Annotated in this window: 17 protein-coding genes; 4 read left to right on the top strand and 13 right to left on the bottom strand. The window is 47.6% G+C overall.

Features of this window, described 5'->3' with window-relative positions; genetic code table 11:
- Positions 1-144: 144 nt before the first annotated feature.
- From AC4BAP_RS17290 to AC4BAP_RS17310, 5 genes are all read right to left on the bottom strand, one after another.
- Entirely contained in the window at positions 145-3,078 is a 2,934-nt protein-coding gene (locus tag AC4BAP_RS17290) for a WD40/YVTN/BNR-like repeat-containing protein (RefSeq protein ID WP_490583930.1), read from the bottom strand.
- 702 nt (positions 3,079-3,780) lie between these two features.
- Positions 3,781-3,981 carry a helix-turn-helix transcriptional regulator gene (locus AC4BAP_RS17295; protein ID WP_490583931.1) on the bottom strand — a complete coding sequence of 67 codons (201 nt, stop codon included), beginning with the start codon at positions 3,979-3,981 and terminating at the stop codon, positions 3,781-3,783.
- On the bottom strand, positions 3,978-4,445 hold the full coding sequence (locus tag AC4BAP_RS17300; protein ID WP_490583932.1) for a hypothetical protein: 468 nt from the start codon (positions 4,443-4,445) through the stop codon (positions 3,978-3,980). The genes AC4BAP_RS17295 and AC4BAP_RS17300 overlap by 4 nt, the downstream gene beginning before the upstream one ends.
- 206 nt (positions 4,446-4,651) lie before the next feature.
- Complete coding sequence (locus AC4BAP_RS17305) at positions 4,652-7,063, bottom strand: TonB-dependent receptor (RefSeq protein ID WP_490583933.1); 2,412 nt, start codon at positions 7,061-7,063, stop codon at positions 4,652-4,654.
- A 5-nt stretch (positions 7,064-7,068) separates the two neighbouring features.
- Positions 7,069-7,629 carry a PepSY domain-containing protein gene (locus tag AC4BAP_RS17310; protein WP_490583934.1) on the bottom strand — a complete coding sequence of 187 codons (561 nt, stop codon included), beginning with the start codon at positions 7,627-7,629 and terminating at the stop codon, positions 7,069-7,071.
- 169 nt (positions 7,630-7,798) lie between these two features.
- Here AC4BAP_RS17310 and AC4BAP_RS17315 point away from each other — a divergent pair, with 169 nt between their 5' ends.
- Positions 7,799-8,245, top strand: a complete 447-nt coding sequence (locus AC4BAP_RS17315) for a hypothetical protein (RefSeq protein ID WP_490583935.1) — start codon at positions 7,799-7,801, stop codon at positions 8,243-8,245.
- Between the two features lie 51 nt (positions 8,246-8,296).
- The gene (locus AC4BAP_RS17320; RefSeq protein WP_490583936.1) at positions 8,297-9,124 is read left to right on the top strand and encodes a carboxypeptidase-like regulatory domain-containing protein; all 828 of its coding nucleotides are present in this window, start codon (positions 8,297-8,299) and stop codon (positions 9,122-9,124) included.
- Positions 9,125-9,182: 58 nt separating this feature from the next.
- Here the strand turns inward: AC4BAP_RS17320 and AC4BAP_RS17325 are convergent, their stop codons facing one another.
- Complete coding sequence (locus AC4BAP_RS17325) at positions 9,183-12,389, bottom strand: WD40/YVTN/BNR-like repeat-containing protein (protein WP_490583937.1); 3,207 nt, start codon at positions 12,387-12,389, stop codon at positions 9,183-9,185.
- 411 nt (positions 12,390-12,800) lie between these two features.
- The gene (locus AC4BAP_RS17330) at positions 12,801-13,595 is read right to left on the bottom strand and encodes an NYN domain-containing protein (protein WP_490583938.1); all 795 of its coding nucleotides are present in this window, start codon (positions 13,593-13,595) and stop codon (positions 12,801-12,803) included.
- A gap of 199 nt (positions 13,596-13,794) precedes the next feature.
- On the opposite strand from AC4BAP_RS17330, the gene AC4BAP_RS17335 reads away from it, so the two are divergent.
- Both AC4BAP_RS17335 and AC4BAP_RS17340 read left to right on the top strand, forming a co-directional pair.
- The gene (locus AC4BAP_RS17335) at positions 13,795-14,778 is read left to right on the top strand and encodes a DUF1028 domain-containing protein (protein ID WP_490583993.1); all 984 of its coding nucleotides are present in this window, start codon (positions 13,795-13,797) and stop codon (positions 14,776-14,778) included.
- A gap of 1,036 nt (positions 14,779-15,814) precedes the next feature.
- Positions 15,815-17,185: a M20/M25/M40 family metallo-hydrolase gene (locus tag AC4BAP_RS17340; protein WP_490583994.1), complete on the top strand. Its 1,371-nt coding sequence runs from the start codon at positions 15,815-15,817 to the stop codon at positions 17,183-17,185.
- Between the two features lie 433 nt (positions 17,186-17,618).
- Here the strand turns inward: AC4BAP_RS17340 and AC4BAP_RS17345 are convergent, their stop codons facing one another.
- The 6 genes from AC4BAP_RS17345 to AC4BAP_RS17370 all read right to left on the bottom strand — a co-directional run bounded on the left by AC4BAP_RS17345 (position 17,619) and on the right by AC4BAP_RS17370 (position 25,569).
- The gene (locus tag AC4BAP_RS17345) at positions 17,619-18,830 is read right to left on the bottom strand and encodes an S-adenosylmethionine:tRNA ribosyltransferase-isomerase (protein WP_490583939.1); all 1,212 of its coding nucleotides are present in this window, start codon (positions 18,828-18,830) and stop codon (positions 17,619-17,621) included.
- 73 nt (positions 18,831-18,903) lie between these two features.
- Positions 18,904-19,896, bottom strand: a complete 993-nt coding sequence (locus AC4BAP_RS17350) for a PorP/SprF family type IX secretion system membrane protein (protein ID WP_490583940.1) — start codon at positions 19,894-19,896, stop codon at positions 18,904-18,906.
- Positions 19,897-19,901: 5 nt separating this feature from the next.
- Complete coding sequence (locus tag AC4BAP_RS17355) at positions 19,902-23,096, bottom strand: T9SS type B sorting domain-containing protein (protein WP_490583941.1); 3,195 nt, start codon at positions 23,094-23,096, stop codon at positions 19,902-19,904.
- Positions 23,097-23,437: 341 nt separating this feature from the next.
- Positions 23,438-23,839 carry a DUF2721 domain-containing protein gene (locus tag AC4BAP_RS17360; RefSeq protein ID WP_490583942.1) on the bottom strand — a complete coding sequence of 134 codons (402 nt, stop codon included), beginning with the start codon at positions 23,837-23,839 and terminating at the stop codon, positions 23,438-23,440.
- 8 nt (positions 23,840-23,847) lie between these two features.
- Positions 23,848-24,387: a hypothetical protein gene (locus tag AC4BAP_RS17365; RefSeq protein WP_490583943.1), complete on the bottom strand. Its 540-nt coding sequence runs from the start codon at positions 24,385-24,387 to the stop codon at positions 23,848-23,850.
- Between the two features lie 183 nt (positions 24,388-24,570).
- Positions 24,571-25,569: a PorP/SprF family type IX secretion system membrane protein gene (locus AC4BAP_RS17370; RefSeq protein WP_490583944.1), complete on the bottom strand. Its 999-nt coding sequence runs from the start codon at positions 25,567-25,569 to the stop codon at positions 24,571-24,573.
- Positions 25,570-25,572: the final 3 nt, after the last annotated feature.

Below are 25,572 nucleotides of genomic sequence, written 5' to 3' on the forward strand. Positions count from 1 at the left end.
GGCGTTTTTAGAAGCAGAACACATAGAAGCCTCCTGTCTTTAGGTGATACATATAGCTATATCCCTAAAACAGGAGGCTTCCCTTTTTCATCCCATTACAAAGTTCGGGATGACTCATGTTCTCATAAATACAGAAAGTATAAATTACCCTCTTGTTCTTCTCTCAGGAGCTTTAATCGTAAAGTCCTGCGTCTTTTTAACGCCGTTGCTTTCTACTTCAACAGTATACTTGCCTGGCTGCAGGTAAATTACTTTGTTATCGGCAGGAGCTACCTTTATACTTTCATCGCCCTCTTTCTTGCCGGTGTTTAAAGCTGCCTCGTAAGCTTTTGCATTAGCCTCGTCTACAGACATGTTGTAGGTTACATAGTTTAGGCCGCGTTCACTTTCATCCTTAAACTCTTTCAACAACTGGCCTTTATCAGTTTTAATGCGAATGGTGGTGGTACCGGCAGCGGAAGTATAAAATGGTATGACCATCTCCGGTTCCATTACATCACCCCATGCACCCCATTTGCTGCCCCAGCGTTCGCTGTAATTAACTGGCTTGAAAGCGAAAATGTGCAGGTTCTCCTTCATTAGCTCTGGAGTCATCTGCTGCAGGTGATCAACTGGCGCAATGAATATGGAGCGGCCATGCGTTCCTACCACCAGGTCGTTTTCACGTGGGTGTACTACCAGGTCGTGCACTGCCACAGCAGGTAAGCCGTTGCTCAAGGCCATAAACGTTTTGCCTCTATCCAGCGAAAAGTATAAACCATGGTCTGTGCCTACATAAAGGAGGTTCTCGTTTTTAGGGTCCTCTTTTACCACGTTGATAGCTTCAGTTGGTAAATTACCACCCAGGCGCTGCCAGGTCTTGCCATTGTCCTCGCTTACGTAAAGGTATGGCGTAAAATCATCGTAGCGGTAACCATTCAGCGAAGTATAAACTCTGTCCTGCTTGTGAGCCGAGGCCACTACCGTAGACACCCACAGGTTCTGCGGCAGCTTATCTGAAACACGTGTCCAGGTATATCCTCCGTCCTTTGAGTGCTGAATTACACCATCATCAGAGCCAGTGTACAGTAAGCCGAAACGCAGCGGCGACTCGTCTATACTTGTGAGGGTGCCGTAGCCTACATCGCCTTTTCTGCCACCGTTTGTCAGGTCACCGGACAATGTTTCCATATCCTCACCTTTCTTCATGGAGCGGTGGAATTTGTTGGAGCCAAAGTATAAAATGTCCTGGTTGTGGCGGCTCAGATGTATAGGCGACTCCCAGTTAAAGCGCAGTGGTGTTTCTCCTAGTTTATGCGTTGGCTTGATAAAGGTACGCTCACCGGTTGCTTTGTTCAGGCGGGTATAATTTCCATACTGAGAACCATAGTATACGATGTTGTTATCGCGCCAGTCTACCTGCACCATCATGCCGTCGCCGCCGCCAATGCGCTCGTAAGGGTACTTGCCACGGCTTGTCCAGTCCAGGCTATACTTGTAATTGCTCGGGCCAACCCAGGTGCCGTTGTCCTGCAGGCCGCCATATACATTGTAAGGCTTGGCCATATCCACGGCAACAGAGTAAAACTGCCCTACCGGCGGGTTATTGGCATAAAACCAGGTTTTGCCATCGTCATAGGATATGTTGATACCCCCGTCGTTACCGTTTATCAGGTAGCCTGGCTTGTCAGGGCTCACCCACAGAGCCTGGTGGTCTGAGTGCACGTTGTCTCCTTCTATGTTGCGGAAAGTTTTACCGCCGTCGTCAGAAGTAAGCAATGGCACGCCAAGTATGTAGATCTTGTCAGGATTTAACGGAGACACACGAATTACACCAAAGTAGTAGCCGTAGCTGGAATACATGTCGTTGATGAAGCTGTCGTGGGTTTTCTTCCAGGTTTTGCCGCCATCATCGGTGCGGTATACTTCAGCGCCTTTTACTTGTGTGGCATAACGCTCTGCCAGTGGGTCCGTCAGGTAATCATACAGGGAGGCTGGTTTAATTTCTCCGTTTTTTACCTGCGCCTTCAGGCTCTTGGCTGTAATGTCTCTCGGGAAACGGTTCTGATCCAGGAATGAATTCAGGCTTTTATCATCAAGCTTCAGGAAAGCCTCAGCAGTCATTCCTTTAAAGATGTCAGCATCCAGCATGTCGGCCTGGTCTGGTTTTTTTTCCAGAGGGCGGCGGTCATAGTTGTCGACAAGGGCGTAGATGATATTGGGATTTTCAGGGTACAGGCTCAGGCCGATGCGCCCTACGTTCTCGTTATCCGGAAATCCGCTGCCGGCTGTGCTGATGTCGGTCCAGGTGTCGCCGCCATTTGTAGATTTATAGATGCCAGAAGTTTTACCGCCTTCCACAAAGTCCCAGGCTCGGCGCTGACGGTGCCATAATGCCGCATAAACATTATTCGGGTTCTTTGGGTCTACCTGCAGGTCAATGGCGCCTGTGTTATCGTCTATGTACAGTGTCTTCTTCCAGGTTTTGCCACCATCGGTAGTTTTAAACACGCCACGGTCTTTGTTTGGAGAGTATAAATGGCCAAGCGCTGCTACCCAAACCGTGTTCGGGTCTGTTGGGTGAATCAGTACCTTTCCAATATGGTGTGTATCGTCGAGGCCCATGTGCTGCCAGGTTTTGCCGCCATCGGTACTCTTGTACACGCCTACACCCGAGTAAGAAGATCGGCTGGAGTTGCTTTCGCCGGTACCGATCCAGATGGTTTCGTTATTGTACCAGTCCACAGCGATGTCTCCGATGGTCATCACAGCCTGCTGATCAAAAAGCGGCTCAAATGATTGTCCGTTGTTGGTCGTTTTCCAGAGACCTCCGGAAGCGTAGGCTGCATAAAATGTGGTGGGGTCTTTTGGGGATACGTCGATATCGGTGATGCGGCCGCTCATGACGGTTGGGCCAACGTTTCGGAGTTTTAAGTTGGATGCCAGGGAGGTTTTATCCAGTTGCTGCCTTACCTGTTGGGCTTGTAGTCTTTCTTTGGCGGGTGTTGCGCCGGGTTGCTTCGAAGATGATTTTTGCGCCTGCACGGCACATCCGCTCAGGGCTATCAGCATCGCAACCGAAAGTATACGTTTCTGCATAGTATGGTTATATGGGAGTAGATTAGTTTGTGTGTCTAAATCTAATGATTTGTGGGGGAATTTGGAAGGGAGCTGTTAGTTTATACTTTTTGATGCCGGCAACAAACTAGTCTCTGCCTTTATATCTAGTTATTCCTATCCTCAGTTTTATTAACCTATCGTTTCACCTCGTGCTTTGGTACGCTCAAGGCGGGGGAAGGGGCCCTCTTTAAGCGTGGCCTCGTCCTTGGCCATCGCGCTGTCTATCTTTCCTGCCCTCGTGCCTCGGGCTGCCTCGCTGGAGCTCGTCACCGGAAACCTAGAAGGCGCTCAGTCCAAGGACTGGGATTGACACTTCTTAGCAGGCGGCTTTTGCAACTGGACAGAATTTATAAATTAGTAGAGCGGAAATTCCCCTCCTTGGACAAGGAGGGGATAAAGGGGTGGTTTGACCCGGTATAGCAGAAGTCCCCCTCCTGTTTTTAGGAGGGGCTAGGGGAGGTAAGGTGCAGGGGTGTGTTTACACCTTCGTAGGGACAGGTCGCGACCTGTCCGTGGAACGGCAGAAGCTATGAAATTTATACTTCAGCTAAGGTATTGGCCGAACTCCCTGCCTTGGACAATCAAGAACGAGAGTTTGAAGATTTCGAGCGGAGCTCTGAGGGGATAAAGGGGTGGTTGGACCCGGTGCTTCAGAAAGCCGAGCCTAACCACCCTTTTTTATTAATCCTCCTCACTCAACTCAAAGATCTCCTCAACCGGTTTACCAAACAAGCGGGCAATTTTAAGGGCCAGCACTGTGGAGGGTACATACTTGTTTGCTTCCATGGCATTGATCGTTTGGCGGCTTACACCAATTTTCTTTGCCAGATCTTCCTGGGTGAAGTTATGGATGGCGCGTTCTACTTTTATACTGTTTTTCATGCGATGGCTCTTGACGTTTTATAAAGTATAAAATTGAAGCGCACCAGGAAGATGAACAGTAGCGTGAACATGTTCAGAACCATGATCTGGTAAAAACCCATGCCATAGATAAACAGGATGGAGAAAAGCAGGAAGCCATAGTTGATGTAAGTGGCCCACAGCAGCGACTCCAGCCTGATCTGGGCAATGTACTCGTCTTCATACTTCTCTTTGGAAAATGCGGCCATTAAGCCTCCAATAACAACCAATCCGCTGATCACTTCATCATAGATGTTGTTCTGGATAAAGGTAAAGGAGTTTTTGGGCTCAAACAGATAGTCTTCAAAAACAGCGAAAACAGGTACTTCCAACTCAAAAAGGGTGAAGTCGAAGAACAAAGAAAGCAGGCCAACAACAGTGGCAGGTACTAAAATGGCCCACCCGATCATCTTGAAGTGGTGTGGGAAAAGAAAACGGTTGTTCATAGTTTTATTTTGTTGATGTACAGTGTAAATGTAAAGAATATTTTACATTTGTCAAGTATTTTAAACAAAAAGTAAAGAATATTTTACATTAACTAGTGCATTTTAACCGTGAACCACTTGCTGGCCCGAGTAAAAAAGAACAGGCACAGTAACTAAACAAAGCCACTGTGCCTGTAGTAAGCAGTATAAGAAACTTGTAAGGGAGACTAGAAGCTGCCTCTAAGTGTTAATACCAAATTACGCCCCGGCGCGCTTATACCAGATGCAAAAACACGGTAATACCTGTCAGTGATGTTCTCGAGGGCGGCCTGAAACTGCAGATGTGGTGTTAATTGATAGGCTGTACGCAGGTTTAATGTATACCAGGACGGCAGACCCAGCGGCGTGGCGTACTGCAGGTTGTCTTCTCCGTTGGGGTTGTAGTCCTTCAGCTTTTTTGCTCCGTTATAAAGTATAAATGCTTCTGCCCTGAACCGCTTTAGTTGTAAATTCATACTTGTGCGGCCAAACAGCGGCGGCACATGGTCAAGGGGGGTATCGCCTTCACTTTGTTCAATTCTGCCATACGTGTAGTTAAGGGAAGAACTCAGGCTAAGGGCGTTAGTGATATCGGCTTTCAGGATGGCGCTGTAGCCGTAGAGGTATGCCTTACCAGCATTCACGTTTGCTGTTACTTTGCTCAGTTGCCCATTGTAAACGATAGAGCTTTGGCCGTTAAAGAGGGCCGGCTGTGTGGTGATGGCATCGCGGTACCAGGTGTAATAGCCTACCAGCTCCAGGTGCATGCGATCTTTTATACTTTTAGAGGCACTGGCCTCCAGGTTGTAAGTATACTCGGGGTTTAGCTGCGGGTTTGGCACGATCACATTGCCGGGAGTAGAGTCGAATACTTTGCTCAGGTCGTCTACGTTAGGTGCCCGGAAACCGGTAGAGCCCAGTGCCGTTAAGCGCCAGCCGTTTCCAGGTAACACCACCACACCGGCATTTCCAGAAAGTGCATGGTTTCGCTGCTTTAGTTCGTCAGTCAGAAAAGGGAAGAAGGTCTTGTCTTTGAACTCGGCATCCAGACCTACATAGCTGTAACGTAAACCCTGGTTCAGGATCAGCCACGGCTTGATATCCCATGTGTGTGTCAGGTAAGCGGCTGCGCTGTGCATGCTGGAGCCGCCGTCTGGATAGCGGGTAGGCTGCGGTTGTATGGCGCCCGTGCTAATGTTTTCGGTATTGGCCTTTGAGTTTACATCGTTGTAAGTAGCCTCCAGGCCATATTGCAGCCGGTGCTGGTTTATACTTTTGCTCAGGTCAACATTCAAACTATATACCTGTACCTGCTCTGTTTGGTGCGACAGGCTGTTTCTTCCGAAGCGGCGGTTATGGCGGCTTTCTTCCAGCCACTGGTAAGCGGCTATCAGCTTAGCCTGATCATAGAAGTTGGTTTTGCCCGACAATCCCACTGTATAAGCAGCCATTAAACGTTGCTGCGGACCATAATACCACTCCGCAAATTTTAGCTTTCCTCCCGAAAATTCTGACAACCTGTCGTAGCGGGGTACATCGGAGCTGGTGCTAAGCTGCAGGTTTAAAGTATGGCTTATACTTGCCGAGGGTTTGTACAGCACCTTTTGCAGTACATCAAACTGTGTATAACCTGTTGGGCGCTGAACGTTTGGGTTCGGGTTAACCAGCATTGTGTCGCGGCCATTAATCCGATCAGCATAAAAGTTTCGGATGCCTAAGTCTCCGTACTCACTTTTACGGTTTTTGCCCTGCCTCAAATTGCCAAAATCGGAAACGGTTATACTTGTCAGGCTGCCCCACTTTTTGCGGCCATAGTTTAGTTGCGCGTGTACGGTTTTCTCGTTGGGGGCTGTGGCATAGCGGGTAAAGGCGCTGCCACTTCCTAGCTTTTCTTTGCCAACGGCTAACTGAGGCTGTAACGTATGGAAGTGCAAAACTCCGCCCAATGCATCAGAGCCATACACTACGGAGCTGGGGCCAAACACCACTTCGGCACGCTCCAGCATACTATTGTCCAGGGTGATGATGTTCTGCAGATGCCCACCGCGGTAAATGGCGTTATTCATGCGCACACCATCCACCACCAGCAATACTTTGTTGGCCTCAAATCCGCGGATAATAGGGCTGCCACCTCCCAATTGGCTTTTCTGAACCAGAACCTTGCCTGTTTGCTGCACGACGTCGGCTGTGGTAGGCTGGCTCATGAACTCCAGCTCTTTTCTGCTAAGCACCTCTACCTGCTGCGGAACCTGCTGTTGCTCCTGTGCAAACCTCCCCACCGAAACCACCACCTCGTTCAGGTTATGGCTTTGCTGTGTAAGGGCTATGGTGTAGTGCTGCGCCTGTAACTGCTTCTGGGTAAGTACCTGCGGGTGGTAGCCCATGTAAGTAAACCGCAGTTGTTCGCTTTGCTGTAGGGAGGTTGTTAAGTTTGCCTCGCCACTGGCATCCGTTGTAATGGCGTTGTTGCTGTTTAAAGCAGATATTACTACTCCTGCCAAAGGCTGTAAAGTAGTTTTATCGATAGCTTTTATACTTTGAGCAGCTGAAAGCTGGCACAGCACAAGGAGCATTAAAAGCAGCCCCGTTAACTTCTTCATAAAATCTAACTGTTTTTCAGTCTGCGGATGCGTTTCGGGAAAAGCCAGAGCGTAAAGCCGGTAAAGGCAAGTATAAGCAGGCCGATACCTAAAAGGTTCATACTTACCAGTTTAAACCAGTCGCTTATGATGGATCCGTCGTGCAGTTGCTCTATCCAATCGGAGTGGCGCCGGGCCACCGACAATACCTTGCCGGTACTTCCGTCCAGCTGCACCTCCCAGTAGCCTTCACTAAAAAGTACTTTCACCATTCCTTTCTCAGGGCGTGCCTCAATCCGGTCTATGGGGTTGTTTTTTATACTTTGTGCCGAGTCGAGGCCGGCATAAGCGGCAGTTGCCAGATCAGCCATCGAAACCCATTGGCGCAGGTCGGTGGTCTGGCCTTTAATAAGCGGAGGCTGCAGCAGGCCCACGTCTTTCTTCCAGCCCAAAAGTATACCCGTTATACTACTGATCAGCACAAACAAACCAATTACCAGCCCAATGTAGCGGTGGTATACTCTGTACTGGCGCAGGGTACTGGTTAAGTTGCTTATTTTATCTTTTAAGCGGGAAGATGTAATCACGGGTAGTAGTAAAGGTGCTTGTGCTTTAAATTACAAGTTCTGACAATATGCGCATAAATCCAACTGAATGTACAGATGTGTTTCTTGTTCTGGCGCACGACAGCATGCAACCTTTTTACCTGTTTTGTACTCTACTAGCTAAACAGCCCCATGCACCAACTCCAAGACTATGAAAAACCTTGCTTTCCTTTTCCTGTTCTCTATCCTGCTTTTTCAGTGCAAACCCATTGATGTGGGGCAGAAGCCTGAGAAGGTAAAGCCAGGCGAAACTTTCACGCTAAAAAAAGGTGTGCCGGTAAAAATTACGGGCATAAACGACCCCCTGACGCTGGAACTGAATACCGTGACTGACTCCCGGTGCCCTGCCAATGCTGTTTGTGTGTGGCTTGGTTTTGCAAAAGTGTCGTTGAGTGTGGCCAATGCTATGGAGCAATTGCAGGATGTACAGCTTTGCATCGGCGACTGCAGGCCAGACCCAGTACGCAGCAAACACGAAATGGAAGTACAGGTAGGCAACAGCAAGTATAAACTTATCCTGAAAGAAGTATTGCCATACCCGGGCACAGAAGAGGAGGGCCAGGAGAAAACCGTACGGATGGCTGTTGAAGTGCTGTAATGTGGAGCAGCTTTTTACAATCTATACTTTAAACGAAACCCTTTATCATTTTTGAGACGACTTACCATTACACTTGCCTTTTTGCTGGCCACCCTGATCGCAGAGGCACAAAGCATTCGTTTATCCGGAGTTGTAAGCGCTGCTACCGGCAATAAGCAACTGGCTTATGTGAACATCGGCATCCGGAAAAAAGACGTGGGTACCGCCTCCGACGAAAAAGGCAACTTTATACTTGCCCTGCTTCAGGAGCATCTTCAGGATACCGTAACATTTTCAGCGATTGGTTTCCATACAGCAGAGGTGCCAGTGCGTGACCTGTTGGCATCACAACCTTCCCGGGTTAAGTTAAGCGAGAAAACAACAGCCCTGCAGGAGGTGGTGGTAAAAAGCCGCAAAATGAAAATCCGGAAACTTGGGGTAACCGGCCGTTTGCCGGGTGTGTGGGGTGTGCCAGATAAGCGAGAGTCAAAGGATGTGTTTGAGTTTGCCAACCTGATAAAGCTAAAAGACAAGCCGGCAGAGCTGGTTTCTGCACATTTCTACCTGGCCAGTTCGATGCTGGACTCAGCTTTGTTCCGGATCAATTTCTATAAAAATAACAACGGCTACCCCGGCGAGCGGCTCGTGGAGAAAAGTATAATCCAAAAATTCTCTACAAAAGATGGCTGGCTAACCTTAGATCTGCGCAAGTACGATCTATACCTGACGGAGGACTTTTTTATCGGGGTTGAATATCTGCCAGAACAAGACCGATACAGACAGTCCGTTTTTTTAGGTGGAAAGATCGGGGGCAGCGTCTTTTCGAAACAATCGAGTTTCGGAGAATGGATGGAAATTTCCGGTGTCAGTTTGTCGAGCTACGTGACGGTAAGGCAGTAATAAGCAAAAGCCCCCGCTACAACTGTAACGGGGGCTTTTCAATTCTATACTTCTAAAACTACTCCTTCATAGAAGAAGAGGGATTCGCATCTGTCTTCTTTTCGTCTTTCTTCTTCACGCTGATAAAATCCACGCCCTGCTGCTGAATCATCTTGTTAAGGGCCGGCACATCCTGCTCCTTTACCTTTTTTAGTTCATTCAGCTGCTCATCGATCTGGGCTGTTACCTCTTTCTTAAAGGCATAAGCCTGATCTGTTGGTCTGAAGTCGCCGGTGCTTACCTGCCCCACCAGGTTTGCCAGTTTGTTGTTCAGGCGGATTGGGTAGTTAAGCGGGTCCTGGCCACTGCGGTTCTTGGTCTGGTATAGGGTTTCCTCTATTCCGGTAATCTTCTTCTCAATGGCGTTAGCCGATTCTACTATGGCTTTGTAGTCGCCAGACTGAGTTTTTAGGTTACCAGTCAGGGTTTTAAGCTGGCCACGCATCGTGCGAATCTCTTTAATAGCATCATGCGTTTCGGTCAGCTTGTCGCGCACTTCCAGCAGGAACGTAAACTGTGCCTTCAGTTCTTCCGGTGATGCCTTGGTGCGTGGGTCCTGAAGTATGGCAAAATCAGCTTCCTGGCTCTCTTTGTTTACCGTTAACCTTGTTTTATACTTGCCCGGTATGGCTTTAGGCCCCTGCGTGCCACCTCCCCAGATAATCATGCCATCAAAACGGCTGGCCTCCGGGTAGCGCATGTCCCAAACAAATCGGTTCAGGCCTTTTTTAGCTTCCAGCTTGTCAGAGCGTTCTTTTGCATTGCTGGCATAGCTACGGATCAGTTTACCGCTCTCGTCCAAAATCTCCAGTTTTATTACGGTTGCAGAGTCTGGGGCAGTAGGCAGGTAATAGTGCACCATTACACCGCCGGGGTGATTCTGGCCTGCCGTTTTGGAAGTGCCTCTGCTGCTGCCGTCCATTTTGTAAGTATCCAGCGGCTTGTACAAGTGGAACTTACTGCTTGCTATACTTCCGTTCATGCTGTGCAGTGGCGTAATGTCATCTATCAACCAGAATCCACGGCCTTGAGTCGATACGATCAGGTTATCGTTTTTGATGGTCATGTCTGTGATGGGCACGATTGGCAGGTTTAGCTGGAATGGTTGCCAGGTAGCCCCATCGTTAAACGACACATACATGCCATACTCGGTGCCGGCATACAACAGGCCCGGACGTTTCTGGTCGGCACGCACTACGCGGGTAAAGTGGTTTTCTGGAATGCCATTAGTGATTTTTGTCCAGGTCTTGCCATAGTCGGTTGTTTTATACAAGTATGGCCTGAAATCGCCGGACTTGTACATGGTAGCCGCCACATAAGCACCGCCTTTTATACTTGGGTGAGGGTCTATGCTGTTGACCATGATCCACTCCGGCATATTTTTCGGGGTGATGTTGGACCAGCTTTTCCCGTTGTCGCGGCTAATGTGCAGCAAACCGTCATCGGAGCCTGTCCAGATAACGCCTGGCTCTATAGCAGACTCATTAATTGCGAAGATGGTACCGTAGTACTCCACGCTGGTATTGTCTTTTGTGATCGGACCACCAGACGGGCCAAGTTTCGTTGGGTCGTTACGCGTCAGGTCAGGGGAGATGGTTTCCCAGGTCTGGCCCTCGTTATAGGTTACATGCACATGGTTAGAGGTAGTGTACAGCTTCTTAGGGTCGTTTGGCGAGAACAGGATCGGGAAATTCCACTGGAATCTATACTTCATGCCTTCAGCGCCATGCCCCATCGGGTTATCCGGCCACACGTTTATTACACGCTCCTGCCCGTTGCTGTGGTCAACTCTGGAAAGGAAACCACCATAGTTGCCGCCATACACGATTTCCGGGTTTTCTGGGTTAACGGCAAGGTGTGCACTTTCAGATCCGGCTGTCTCTTCCCAATCGTCTTCTGTTATGCTGCCGCCGTTAGAGCGGTGCGATATCCTTACAGTAGAGTTGTCCTGTTGTGCGCCGTAAATGCGGTAAGGGAAATGGTTGTCGGTGGTTACCCGGTAAAATTGCGCTGTGTTCTGGTTGTGGTAGGTGCTCCAGTTCATGCCGCCATCCGATGTAACCTGGGCGCCACCATCGTCGGCAATGATCATGCGCGAGGGATTTTCCGGGGCTATCCAGAGGTCGTGATGGTCACCGTGTGGTGCATTGGCTGCCGTAAAGGTTTTGCCGCCGTCTTTAGAGCGGTGATACGATACGTTCAGCACATATACTACATCCTCGTCTTTCGGGTCGGCATACACGCGGGTGTAATACCAGGCCCGCTGGCGCAGACTGCGGTCGTCGTTCATCTTTTTCCAGGTAAGGCCGCTGTCGTCGGAGCGGAACAAGCCACCCTCGTCAGCCTCTACCATAGCATACACACGCTCCGAGTTAACCGGTGATACCGCTACTCCAATAATGCCGAGTGTACCTTTGGGCAAGCCCTGGTTTTTAGAAATTTCTTTCCATGTTTCGCCACCATCGGTGCTTTTCCAGATACCAGAACCCGGACCACCCGAGGACAGGCTGTACGGCGTACGGCGCACATTCCAGGTAGTGGCATACAGGTTGCGGCTGTTGTTTGGGTCAATGATCAGATCAACGGCACCGGCATCTTTGTTGGCAAACAGTACACGCTTCCAGGTTTTGCCGCCATCTATACTTTTATACACCCCGCGTTCCTCATGCGATTTGTACAGGTCACCCATCACGGCCACATAAACAATGTCCGAGTTTTGCGGATGGATGCGGATACGACCAATGTGCTTGGAGTCCTTCAGGCCAATGTGTTGCCAGGTTTTGCCGGCATCCACCGATTTCCAGACACCGTGCCCTGAGGATACGTTGCCGCGCACCGTTTTTTCTCCCTCACCTACATAGATCACATTTGGGTCGGCTTCGCTAACGGCTACGGCGCCAATAGAGCCACCAAAAGTGCCATCCGAAATGCTCTCCCAGGTAGAGCCGCCATCGGTTGTGCGCCATACCCCGCCGCCAGTTGCGCCAAAATAGTATAGATTAGGTTTGCCGGGCACACCGGTTGCCGTAGCAGATCGGCCGCCACGGTACGGACCAATGCTGCGCCAGGTCATACCGTCATACAGACTTGGGTCTATGGAGCCAGATACTTCTTTTTTCTGACTGCTTCGCGCTTTTTGTTTCTGCGCCATTACTTCCGGCGAAGCCACAGCCAGTGCCATTAGCAGGCAGGCCACAGAGCCGGTTCTGCGTAAGGTTCTTTTCATGAGGATGTTGTAAGGTTAGTAAGTCTAGGTTTGAGATACTGATTTAGGAAAAAAACCTCTGAAAAGCAAGCAGCAGCATTGATAGTATCCGGGAATGGTGCATTATTGACCTCGCAGCGTGCGCAGCACTTTTGAGTTTGGGAGGTAAAGAGTTTGGGAGTTTAGGAGTTTGGGGGTTTGAGAGTTAGGGCAGTAAAAATTGAGAGAGGTAAGGAGTTCGGAGCGTTTCAAAGTTTTGAAAAGTCAAATTTTGAGTAAGTGATTTTATCACATTGTAACTCTTTACCTTTTAAACGCTCTAACTCCCAAACTCAAAAGACCCTTAAAGGAGCTGCGCACGCTGCGAGGTCTTCTGGACGTAGCAAGGTCTTCAAAAAAACGCTAAATCGGCGTCTCTGCTTTCAGTCTTTTTCAGGTGCGTTGTGCGGCCTTTTCCTGGGGTTTTGCCTTGGCTCTGGAGCGGCGCTTGTCTTTGCGCTTTACATAAACTGCCGATGGCCCTTTGTCATCCTCTTTGCGGATTGTAAAAAGGTCTTTGTAGGCTTTGATTAACTGGAGTAACTGGCCATAACCGAACGTGCGTGGGTCGAAACTGGGGTCTAGTTGGCGCAAACTGGCACCCATTGCGCCCAGATGTGCCCACCCGTCCTCATCCGCCGACATCACAAAGGCCTCTTTTAGCATGGGCAAAGGATTTGGCTTGTGGCCGCTGGCACCGTTTCCGGGGTCTTTCTCTGCTGCGGCTATCTTGCGTTCGTCAATATCGTCGGTCAGGTTTTCGGTAAAGATGAATACGTTACAGGCATTTACGAATGGTTTAGGGGTTTTGCGCTGCCCGATACCCATCACAAAAATACCTGCCTCCCTGATGCGTGTGGCCAGGCGGGTATAATCGCTGTCCGATGATACGATGCAAAATCCGTCTACCAGTCCGCTGTGCAGCAGGTCCATCGCATCGATGATCAGGGCACTGTCTGTGGCGTTTTTACCAACGGTGTATCTGAATTGTTGTATGGGTTGTATGGCGTGGTTGTTCAGGCAGTCTTTCCATCCGTTCATTTGTGGGGTTGTCCAGTCGCCGTATATTCTCCGGATAGTTGGGGAGCCATACTTGCCTGCCTCAGCGATCATCTTTACGATCAAGCTGGGCTGCGCATTATCTCCGTCAATTAACATGGCCATCCGGGAGGGCTTTCTGTCTTTCATGATGTTTTTCATGGGAAAAAGGGTGAGTTGGCTTTAGGTTAAGTAGCCAGGTAAGTGTTATTGCTTATGTATACTTGAGATTTTAGTTGAGGTTGTATCATGCGCTTTGGAGGACACTGCATGCAGGTTTTCTCTAAAATCCTTATCTTACCGTAGTAGAGCTAAAAATATCATGATCAGACTAAAAAAGTTTTTGCTTATGCTGGGTTCAGCCTATGCGGTAGCCACGGGCACTGCAAATTGCCAGGTGCAGGTTTTTAAAGCCGAAGAACCACTGGCACATACTTATTCTATAGTTGCCCGCGACCCGAAAACAGGGGAGATGGCTGTTGGTGTACAAAGCCACTGGTTCTCGGTGGGCACGGCCGTGCCATGGGTAGAGCCGGGTGTGGGAGTGGTGGCTACCCAGTCATTTGTTAATAAATCGTATGGTCCGCTGGGACTGCAGCTATTAAAAGAAGGAAAAACAGCCGAAGAGGCGCTGGCTATACTTCTTGCCAAAGACGATGCCCGCGAAGTAAGGCAGGTAGCCATACTTGATGTGAACGGTAATGTTGCTGCGCATACCGGTAAACAATGCATCCGATACGCCGGCCATATAACGGGCAAAAACTTTTCGGTGCAGGCCAACATGATGCTTACTGACAAAGTATGGCCTGCCATGGCAAAGGCATTCGAGAAAAGTGAGGGCCAACCTTTGGCAGAGCGTGTATTACAAGCCATGCAGGCGGCAGAGCAAGAGGGAGGCGATATCCGTGGGAAACAGTCTGCGGCACTGGTTGTAGTAAAAGGTCAAAAATCTGATCAGCCTTGGGATGATAAAATTGTTGACCTGCGTGTGGACGATCATGAAAAACCGCTGGATGAACTGGCCCGGCTGCTAAAAGTACAACGCGCCTACGAGCACATGAACAACGGGGATCTTGCCATTGAAAAAGGCGAATTGCAAAAGGCGATGGAGGAGTATGGCAAAGCCGAAGCCATGTTCCCTAATAACCTGGAAATGAAGTACTGGCACGCCATTGGCCTGGCCAGCAGTGGCCAGGTTGATGCCGCAGCTAAAATTCTACGCGAAGTATACCACAAAGATGATAACTGGCGAGAGCTGACGGCCAGGTTGCCGGAGGTTGGGTTACTTAATGTGAGTAAGAAGGATCTGGAGAAGTTACTGAGAGCGAAGTAAAGTATAGGAGGCAGGTGTTGTAAGGCATTTGCCTTTTGTTTTATTGTTGTTGCTGTTACTAAGGCTGACGTTTTTTCGCTTTTCTATCTAATTGAAGTTCATCCTCAGTTTTACTTACCAATTGTTTCACAGGATACTTTGGTGTGCTCAAGGCCGCAAGGCCTCGCCTTTTCGCATCGCGCGGTGTACCTGAAGCTGCCTCCGCTCTGCTCCGGCTGCCCTAGCGGGCACCGCAACAGCTACAAGGCGCTCAACGCAAAGGCTGGGATGGACACTGCTTGGCTAGCGGCTGTTACAACTGGTAACAAAGTATAAAGTAGTAATAGCAGAAAACTCCCCGCTTAGGACTCTAAAGGGGGGGCTTCACCCCCAGGAGGGGATAAAGGGGTGGTTTGACCCGGTATTAATACATTTCATACTTGCGGAACATGTTTCACTTATCTCCTACAAAGTAAAGTACCTTAGCTATGTGCACTAAATGACGCTCCACTGTTCGAGCGTTCAGCGAGTTTGGAGCGTCTTGATTCTTTTGTCCCGAAAGCTTTCGAGAGCCCAGCCGGCGAGGCGAAAAGCCAGCTAAAGGCAGAAAGGTTTCTAAAAAAGAGATGGTGTGAATAATGGCTATACTTTCTTCGGATAAGGAGGGGCAGTGGTGGTTTGACCCAATATTGTGAGATTCCCCTCTTGAGAGGGGTAGGGGTGTGTCAATCGTTCCCAGAAATCGCACAAGCGAGTCTGGAGACTCGCACCCACTTGGCGGCACCAGCTGGATGCTGGCGTCAGTAAATATGGAGGGAAGTTCCCTCTTCACTACTTAGGAGAGGGTTGGGGTGAGGTATAACTATGTGAACGGATACCTTGCTTCAATAATAACTCAGGAACCCTGCCTTACAAATCCCTGTTCAAACCCAGAACAAGTATCTCAAAAATGCTTATCTTGAAACATCTAAACTAAACTACTAAATCACAAACTTCAACATCACTAATGAAAAAAGCCTTACGAAGCGCAATAGTGGCTGCTGCGGCATTGGTAACCATGCCAGCCATGGCGCAGCAGAACTACAAAGCCGACTCCGCAACAATCAAAAGCATCTACAACAACGCTCTTACCAGCTACGAAAGCTACGAGAACCTGCGCTACCTGACCAAGAACATAGGTGCCCGCTTAAGTGGCTCTCCGCAGGCAGCTGCCGCCGTGGAGTGGAGCCGCCAGGTAATGGAGAAAATGGGCCTCGACAGGGTATACCTGCAGGAAGTAATGGTGCCGCATTGGGTGCGTGGCGATAAAGAAGTAGGCCGCATCATAAACTCTAAATTAGTAGGGACTGCCGATGTAAATATCTGTGCACTGGGTAGTTCGGTTGGTACCGGCGACAGTGGCCTGAGTGCTGAAGTAATCGAGGTGAAAAGCTTTGAAGAATTGGAGAAACTGGGCAAGAAGAAGGTACAAGGTAAAATAGTTTTCTTCAACCGCCCTTTCGATAACACGCATGTAGTTACCGGCGCAGCTTATGGCGGAGCAGTGGATCAGCGTGGCGGTGGCCCGGTTGCAGCTGCTAAACTGGGCGCGGTTGGCGTACTGGTTCGCTCCATGACGAATGATTTTCAGGATGTGCCGCACACTGGTAATACCCGTTATGAGGATGGTGTGACGAAAATTCCGGCTGCTGCAATCAGCACCAATGATGCAGAAAAGCTGAGCAAACTGCTGAAGAACGACCCAAGCCTGAAGTTTTACATGCGCATGACCTGCGAGACGCTGCCAGATGTGCTGTCTTACAATGTAATTGGTGAGATAAAAGGAACTGAGAAGCCTGACGAAATCATACTTGTTGGCGGTCACCTGGACTCTTGGGATTTAGGCGAGGGTGCGCATGACGACGGTACCGGCTGTGTGCAGTCGATAGAGGTGCTGCGTTTGATGAAAGACCTTGGCATTAAGCCGAAGCGTACGATACGCGCCGTGATGTTTATGAACGAGGAAAACGGATTGCGTGGCGGACGCAAGTATGCCGAAGAGGCGAAAGCTAAAGGAGAAAAACACATTGCTGCCATTGAGTCGGATGCAGGTGGGTTTACGCCTCGTGGCTTTGGCATTGATGGTAACGATGGTCAATATACACAGGTTCTAACCTGGAAACCGTTACTGGCTCCTTATGGTCTGCACGATTTAACCCGTGGCGGCGGCGGTGCTGATATCGGCCCATTAAAAGGCCAGGGTACAGTTGCCCTCATCGGCTTCCGTCCGGACTCTCAGCGCTACTTCGACTATCACCATACTGTGATCGATACGTTTGAACAGGTTAACCGCCGCGAAATGCAGTTAGGGGCCGCCTCGATGGCAGCACTGGTATACCTGATCTCAGAGTATGGCTTGAATGGAAATACTGCCAAAGCTTCGAAGTAGTATCAAAATTATTGGTGAACGATTAACCCACCCCTAACCCCTCCGAGGAGCAGGGTTGTTTCATTCTACAAATTATATTGTCATAGCGCGAGCGCCCTAGTCCCGAATCAAGTCTGGGATCTGCGACTCGTGCTTGGCTAAAGCTGGGCCTCTGGCCCAGTTGGATTGTAAATCCAACGATATATTAAGTCACGGATCACAGATCCGCGCCAGCAAAAGTTAAAATGAAACGGCCTCCCTCCGAGGAGGGGAATCTTGCAACACAGATAAAGTTTAATTTACCTGGGCTGAATGTCCCCCTTTGAAGGGGGCAGGGGGATGAGAATCGTTCCCCAATTCCCCTCCTCGGAGGGGCCAGGGGTGGGTTTCGCACTTTACTTAAAACAAGAACGGCCTCCCAATCAGGAGGCCGTTCTTGTTTTTATACTTTCTTCTACGGCAGCAGCAGCGAACTATCACCATAACTCAGAAAACGATAATTATTCTCCATCGCATGCTGGTATACTTTACGCCAATCGTCACCGATCAAAGCAGAAACTAAAAGCAGGAGTGTACTTTCTGGCTGATGGAAGTTGGTGACTAAGCCATTGCAGATCCTGAAAGTATAACCCGGGGCTATGATGATCTGTGTGCTGGCATGCAGGTACTCTGCTTTATTATTGTCCAGGTATCGAACCAATGCTTCTACAGCTTCTTTGGCAGAAGGGAGGGCCTTACTTTCGTAGGCTTGCCACTGGGTTACATGCAGGTCCTGAATCGGTAGATTCGGATTGTCAAGTATACTTGCACCAAGCCAGTATATACTCTCCAAAGAACGCATACTGGTAGTGCCCACCGGTATTATCGGGTTACCCAGGTGCACCTGCAGCTTCTCCAGGAAAACCTTTGACACAAAGATCTGTTCCGCGTGCATCTCATGGTCTTCCATGGTGTCGGCTTTTACGGGTTTAAACGTACCGGCACCAACATGGAGGGTTAAGTAAGCTGTATCTATACTTTGTTGTTTCAGGCTGTCCATTACCCTGTCCGTAAAATGCAGGCCGGCTGTTGGGGCGGCTACTGCACCCTGCTGGTTAGCATAAATGGTTTGGTACCGGGTATGGTCTTCCTGGGTAAGTTCCCTGTTGAGGTATGGAGGCAATGGCAGCTTTCCGCACTGTTCCAGCACTTCAGCAAAAGTTAAGTCTTTTGGAGTCCAGGTAAATTTGATCAGAAAATGCCCTTCTACCTGCTGTTCCCGCTCAGCTGAAAGCTCGCCTCCTTCAAACTGAAGTTTTACAGGGCCGCTTTTCCAGCGTTTGTTGTTTCCCACTAAACATTTCCAGGTACAGCTTTCTGTTTGCTGCATGGCCAGCTGTACCTCGCGGTGCGGGGCAACTGGCTCCAGGCAGAATATCTCCACAATTCCCCCCGTTTCCTTTTGCATCAACAGCCTAGCCTGCACCACTTTGGTATCGTTGAATACAAGTAGCGTATGCGGCGGTAACAGGTCAGGAAGGTTTGTAAAAGTATAATCAGCCAGGTCGCCTTTGCGGTAATGCAGCAGTTTAGACTGGTCACGTTCAGGTAGCGGGAATTTGGCAATGCGTTCGTCTGGCAGCTCGTACACAAAATCCTTTATGGCCAGCTTTTTTGGGTTGGTCATTTTAATAAAGTTTATCGGTATGCAAAGGTAGTGCATAAACCGTTAAAGCGTACGATAACGCAGTGCTAACATTTTACCAGGTCCATTGCGGACTACGTATTTTTTGTCTGTTATTTAGCTTAATGCCTACTACCACCTCATGACTGTTAGCACTAATCTGGTTTAGTTCTGAGGTAGCGATATTATAAGTATAACTTACATCCAGCATATGTGATAAGTAAGTACCTAGAGTACCTGCAAGTGCATCTTTATGTCGGTATGATGCACCTAGCCATAAAAATTGGTTATAAGTGAGCTTTGTGTTTGCATCAACCTTAACCTCTCCGTTCTCAGTCGTCTTTACCATCACTGCAGGTGAAATGCTAAGAAGGTCGGAAGCATGTAAACGCAAACCAACAGTGGCGTAAAAATTTGGCATTGACGATGCATCAGGTTCCGTTGATCCATTGTCAGATTTGTTTCGGAGTAGCTGCAAACCTGAAAGGCCTAAATAATAGTTTTTGCTGTAAATCCAGAAGCCAATACCCAGGTCAGGCGTAATTTTTTGGCTTGCATCTCCGGTTAATAACTCATCGTTTGGCTCTAATACATCAAGTTTATCACGGTTTAAACGAAATTGTTTTAGCCCTGTAGATATACCAGCGGACATGTTTAAATTTCCAGTGAGAGGAATATGATATGCGTAGTTTAAATTGAAGGATAATATGCTAAACAAGCCAGCTTTGTTCATCTGAATAATTGCACCATATCCATGGTGCGGTAATGTACTACCATATTGCCCAGAAGAGCCATTATTACTGCTGAGATTATTTCCGTTAGCGCCATTTTTGTTGATTGAAGAATGGACACTTGTATAAAAACTTGTTGGGGCACCCTCTGATCCTATCCATTGTGTTTTATAGCTCGTGCGAAGATCTAAGTAACTTTCAATTCCGGCTATTGCAGGATTGAGCAAGAAATTATTGCCAACATACTGTGTTTGCTGTGTCATCTGTTGGGCATGGCTACTAAAAGATGAGAACCAGAATCCTAATAATAATAATAGATAGTAGTAAATCGATTTCATAAGTGTTACTTCACGAATGTGATACTTCCAGAAATAAGCTCAGTATTCATGCCCGAGTCGATTATGTAATAATAAACTCCTTTCGGGAGGTATTTGCCATTTTGCATTCCATTCCATTCCTCTTTGTATCCCTTTGATTCAAAAACTTTAACACCTGCACCAGTAAACACCTGCACGCGACAGTTAGGATAGTGCTCTATGTTTCGGATGTGCCAGGTATCATTCACATTGTCTCCGTTCAGGGTGATAGCGTTAGTTGGTGAAATAAGCGGGAGCACTGTTATAGTTACCTCATCGGTGGCTGTGCAGCCATCAGCTGTTATTACTGTTAATGTATATGTAGTAGTTTCTTGGGGTTTTGCAATCGGGTTTGCTATGTTAGGATCTGATAAACCAGTCGCAGGTGACCATAAATAGGTTTCGCCTCCTTTGCCATTTAACTCTAGGCTTGCACCTTGCACTATCGTTTTATCTTCACCAGCATCCGCAACCGGAATAAATACTACCGCTATTACTTTAGTGCGTTCCGGATTAGGACACCCGTTCGTGTTAACAGCCTGCACGTAATAGCTTGTAGTATTCAGCAGGACAGGGGTAGTATAAGTTTTGCCGGTATATAATAAAGTGCCTCCAATTGGCGCATCGTACCATTGTAAAGTATAATCTGAAACAGCTATATCGGCTGTTAGCGTTGCTGATTGATTTGGGCAAACGGTAGCTCCCTTCACAGTGGCAGCTGTAGGAGTTGGGTCTACAGTAACGTTAAATGTATTGCTTATACGCTCGCATGTACTTGAAAATGCAATACGCCTGAACCATGTACTTTGAGTTAATGGTGCAGAAGTATAAGTTTCATCTGTATTTCTGCCAGGTGCAGGCACAAAGCTCGACGATTCTCCTGTCGTGCTATATTCCCATCGGTAAGTATAAGTGCCTGTACCGCCTGTAATTGTGTTTCCCGAGATCAGTGAAGTGCTTGTGCCGAAACAAACCAGTTGTGTTCCTGAAATTGAATTGTTTTGTATAGGTGGCACAACAGTTACTTGGATTGCATCACTAACAGAAACAGATGAGGAACAGATACCCGAAGTTACTACACGTCTGAACCAAGTATTTTGCGTAAGTGCTTCAGGCTGGTATTGCGGAGAATTGAAGGTGCCGGGTGCCTGCATAAATCCACTTGAGGGGCCTTCAAGGCTAATTTCCCATCTATAAGTATAACTGCCAGTACCACCAGAAGGTATAGTACCCTCTAAAAGTGCAGGTAACCCATTTATACATATAGATTGATTGCTGGAAAGAACATTATTCTGGATTGGTTCAACCACAGTAATTTTTACTGCATCACTTATACTTTCACTGCACAACCCACGATTTACTGTTCTTCTGAACCAGGTTGTTTTATAAAGTGCTGTAGGAGAGTAGTTTTGCGTGTTATTAACACCTGAAGCAGGTACAAAATTTTCACCTGATGTACTCATTTCCCAGATATAAGTATAGCTGTTGTTTCCTCCTTCTGGCAGCGATCCGTTTAAAAATACTGGCACCTGACCAGGACAAATTGTTTGAGATGAGGATATAGTGTTTTTAGTGATTTTATCGACTTTTGTTTGTATTTCGATGATCTCTGTTCTTATCACTTCCTGCCCGCATCCAGACGATACTATCCTGAATTCAACTTGGTAGCTCGGTTGTTTAACCGTTTCACAATCTATCTTCCATAAAAAATCAGAAGTTAAAGAACCAATATCTGTTTTTGAATTAAATGTGATAGTCTTACTCTCTAATTCAAACCCTACACCTCTTGCCGAAAGCGTTATTTTCTCATTATTAGGGTCGTTACCTATAACCTCAATTCGTAATTCATCACCGGCCTCTACAGTGTATACTTTTTTATTGTCAGCAAAGGATATACTTGGAGGCGTGTCCGGGATTGGTTCTGCTACAATACTCAACCGAATGGTGTCAGTATTGGATATAGGGCATTTATTGTCGTTTACAATTAAGTCCAATAAGTATGTTTGTCCTTTTGAATCGAAGCAGGCATCAAAGTATAGAAACGCCTCAAGTGAAGTTTTGCCATTCGGAGTGTTTACTATTCCCTGGGTAGTGCCTTTAAAATTAAAATCGCTGTTAGAAAAATTTACTGGTTTTGCTGTTAGTGTAAGGGTTTCGTAGATATCTGGATCTGTAAAACTTACTTTAATACGACGCGTATGAGTAGAACCTAAAGTTATCAACTCTCCTTCAGTGTAAGCATTCGTTTGACCCCCGATAAAAGCATTTATAGTTGGAGGTTCATTTTTAGGACATGATAAAACAAGCAGCTGATAATCCCTTCTCACCTCTCCAATTTTTACACCATTCCTGAACTCCTGGCACCGTATTGCAAATATGAATAAGCCTTTATAATTAGGAACTATAGTTAATTTCCCGGATCTCGGATCTATTGACAGAGCTGGGTTTCCATGAATCTGATTGCTGCCGGAGTAACCACTAAGCCAACTTACTTCCGGATATGGTAATGGAAGTGGCATAACGGTAATGCTACTGTAAACAGGCATTACCGGGGAGGTATAACCACGAAGCGGAGGAACAAGGTCATAAATTAATTCGTCCCCGTCCGGATCTATTGTGTTAAAAGTATATTGGTAAGGCTCACCTACACAAGCATAATCACTTGAAGGGGGCGACAGCTGTGGAGAGGAATTTATAAATGGATTTCCATTTTTAACCACAGCAGGAAATTCCATATAAAATACCATTCCTGACGAACCAGAATCCTGGATGTTTGAGATTGCATTACTGCGACAGCATCTTTCCCAGGTTACATAATAACCTTCTGGGTTAGTATAGATTGCCGGGTCAAGTACGATATCGTTATAGTATGATATTAAGCTTGTCTTTAAACTGCTTATCGAGCAATCAATATTTGTATACCCTAAAGGTGTTCGCGATCTGAAGGGTAAATTTACTTTTGAAATAAGTTTGTTAGATCCTTTCTCAAATATCACTGCCTCAATATTGCTGTCCATTGCACCAGGACTACCATTTACGTCATCGAAATAGAGATAGAAGTTCAATCTATAGTTGTTTTCAGAAATATGGGTCAATGCAAACTCGCCGCCAGCTATATGTGTAGCTGAAGCTGTTGTGCAACAAAACAGAATGAATAGGAGAGAAATAAAATGTTTCAGCATTTTAAAACAATGTTTGAAATCTTAGCTTGGAAAAAAGAACACTAAGTATAGTGAGGCTATTACTACATTTAGGTATATAAATGTAGTAATATTATGACATTTACTTGCTCTGTTTAAAATTAAGGCTCAAAAAAATGTCCTGAAAAACTGATTACTGAATTTTAAGAAGAGTAGTATATATATGTTGTGAAGCTGTTAGAGTTTTGGATAATAACTTGAACCCGCCATGGCTGGTGTTTTTCACCAATAATGGCAGGCACTGGATATTATACTTGCTGGTGAAAACACGCAGCAAGGGCTGGCCAAGTAAATTTTAAAACAGCCTCTAAACAGGCTCGTTGTTATTTTTCACTAATTTCTTCCAGATCATTCAACTCCAGACGAAGTGCATTTACCGAGATCTGGATCTCGCGCAGGGCAAGCCCCAGCGAAATCATCAGTAAGATCATGCTTAGCCCAAACAGGTACTTACCTGCTGTGTTATAGCCGGCAAACAGTACAAACATACACACCACGCAGCCAAAAATACTGCAGATGCCGAAGGCCTGCATGTTCCGGATCAGTACCAGGCGGGTACGCAGGTTCTTTATCTGCCCATACACCAGGTTGCTATGGGTGCTGGCATAGCGTTTTTTAAGGCTCCGGATCAGGTTTGCCAGCGCAATAAAACGGTTGGTATAGGCCAGTAGCAACAGCGAAATGGCAGGAAACAACAGGGCCGGCGTGGTAAGTGTGATTTCCATACTTTGTGTTACAGGCTTTTCAGAAAGTCTTCGTCCAGTGGTGTGTTATCGTCGTCTTCATCCTGCCCTTTAGCCTCCCAGTCTACCTCAGGCAACAGCTCCAGCCCCTGAAAGATAAGCTCATCCAGTTCTTCTTTGCTGGCTGCATCAAGTGTCCGTTCAAACATACCCAGTAAATAATCCCGCTCCTCGTTCACGAAGATCTCATGGTACAGGTGGTCAAACTTGGCAATCTGCTTTTGTACAACCTTGTCTATCTCGCGGGCGCTTTTGGCTTTAAGGGCATCCTGCAACACCTCCAGTGCCTCGTGGCTTTTCTCGTTGTCGGCCAGTCGCACAAAAGCTTTAACAAAGGCCATAGCCACACCCAACCTAAGGCGCTCATACCTGAAGTTTAGCTCTTCTGTTGGTTTGCCGCCTTTTTTCTGCGCATCCCTGTAAGCCCTTTCGAACTGCTGGTATACATTGGCTGCGCCTTCTTCATAAACCTGGGGCTTGTCTGTGTCGAAAGCCAACTCTAACAGCATTTCAAAGCTTTTAGCACTCATATAATTATACTTTGTTGGGTGTTTGTGCTGCAAAGGTAATGGATTATACTTACTTAGCCTATCAGGACTATACAGCTTATAAAAGCAAAAGCCAGCGCATGTGCACTGGCCTTTGTACTAGCTTTCATAATTGGAAATAAAGGGAACAAGGGTAAAAGTTTAATTCATAGTTGCATTTTATACTTACCACATAAACTGCGGGCAAATCACTTTTCTGAGGTTATTCAGTTTGATGCCCAATACCACCTCGTGTGTGCCAACAGTGGCTTCTTTCATAGAAGAGGTTGCCAGCTCGTAGGAGTAGCTCAGGTCTAGCAGGTAGTTCAGGTTTACACCCCCCATGGCTGCCCAGGAGTCGGTGTGGCGGTAGGTTACGCCGCCCCAAACCTGCTGGTTATACATGGCACGCAGGTTCACATCTATTGCCGGGGCCGATGTCGCTGTCATCTTTACCATTACAGACGGTATAAGCGCCAGGTCCTCGGATGGCTGAAAACGCAGGCCGGCTGTAGTATAAAAATGCGGCTGCAGGGTCAGGTTTGGTTCGTCGCCTTGTATGTCTGAGCCGCTTTTAACCAGTTGCGCACCCGATACACCCACATAGAAATCCGGGGTATACAGCCACATGCCAAGTCCCAGGTCCATTTTCGTCGCGTTGAGCTGTGTTGCGCCAGTAAGGTATGGGTCATTGGGGTCGTTGGGATTGGCCTCTATGGTGTTTACCCTGTACTGCGTCAGGCCCGCCGCTATACCACTCGAAAGGGTAAAGTAGTTCGTTAATGGCAAGTGGTAGGAGTATGTTCCGTTAAGGGTCGAGGCTGTTAACAGGCCGGCTTTGTCTACCTGCACAATGGCACCCACACCGTGGTGCGGCATCGTTTTTTTATAGCTGTTTCTTTTTGAGAACCCGTATTGGTTGGGCTTTCGTGCCTTCGGCGAACCGCTGCTTTGCTTGCCCAGCGGGGCATGCAGTGTCGTATAAAATGTTTGCGGTGCTCCCTCAATACCAACCCACTGGCTCCGGAAACTGCTGCGCAGGTCGGCATAGCTTTCTATGCCGCCTACTGCAGGGTTTGTCAGGTAATTGTTAAGCACGTACTGTGTATGCTGTGGCTTTTGCTGTGCCAGCGTTTGTCCAACTGTGGCGATAACAACCAAGGCTATTGCTAAAACTCTTTTCATCTC

It is taken from the genome of Pontibacter sp. GD7, from assembly GCF_058216375.1.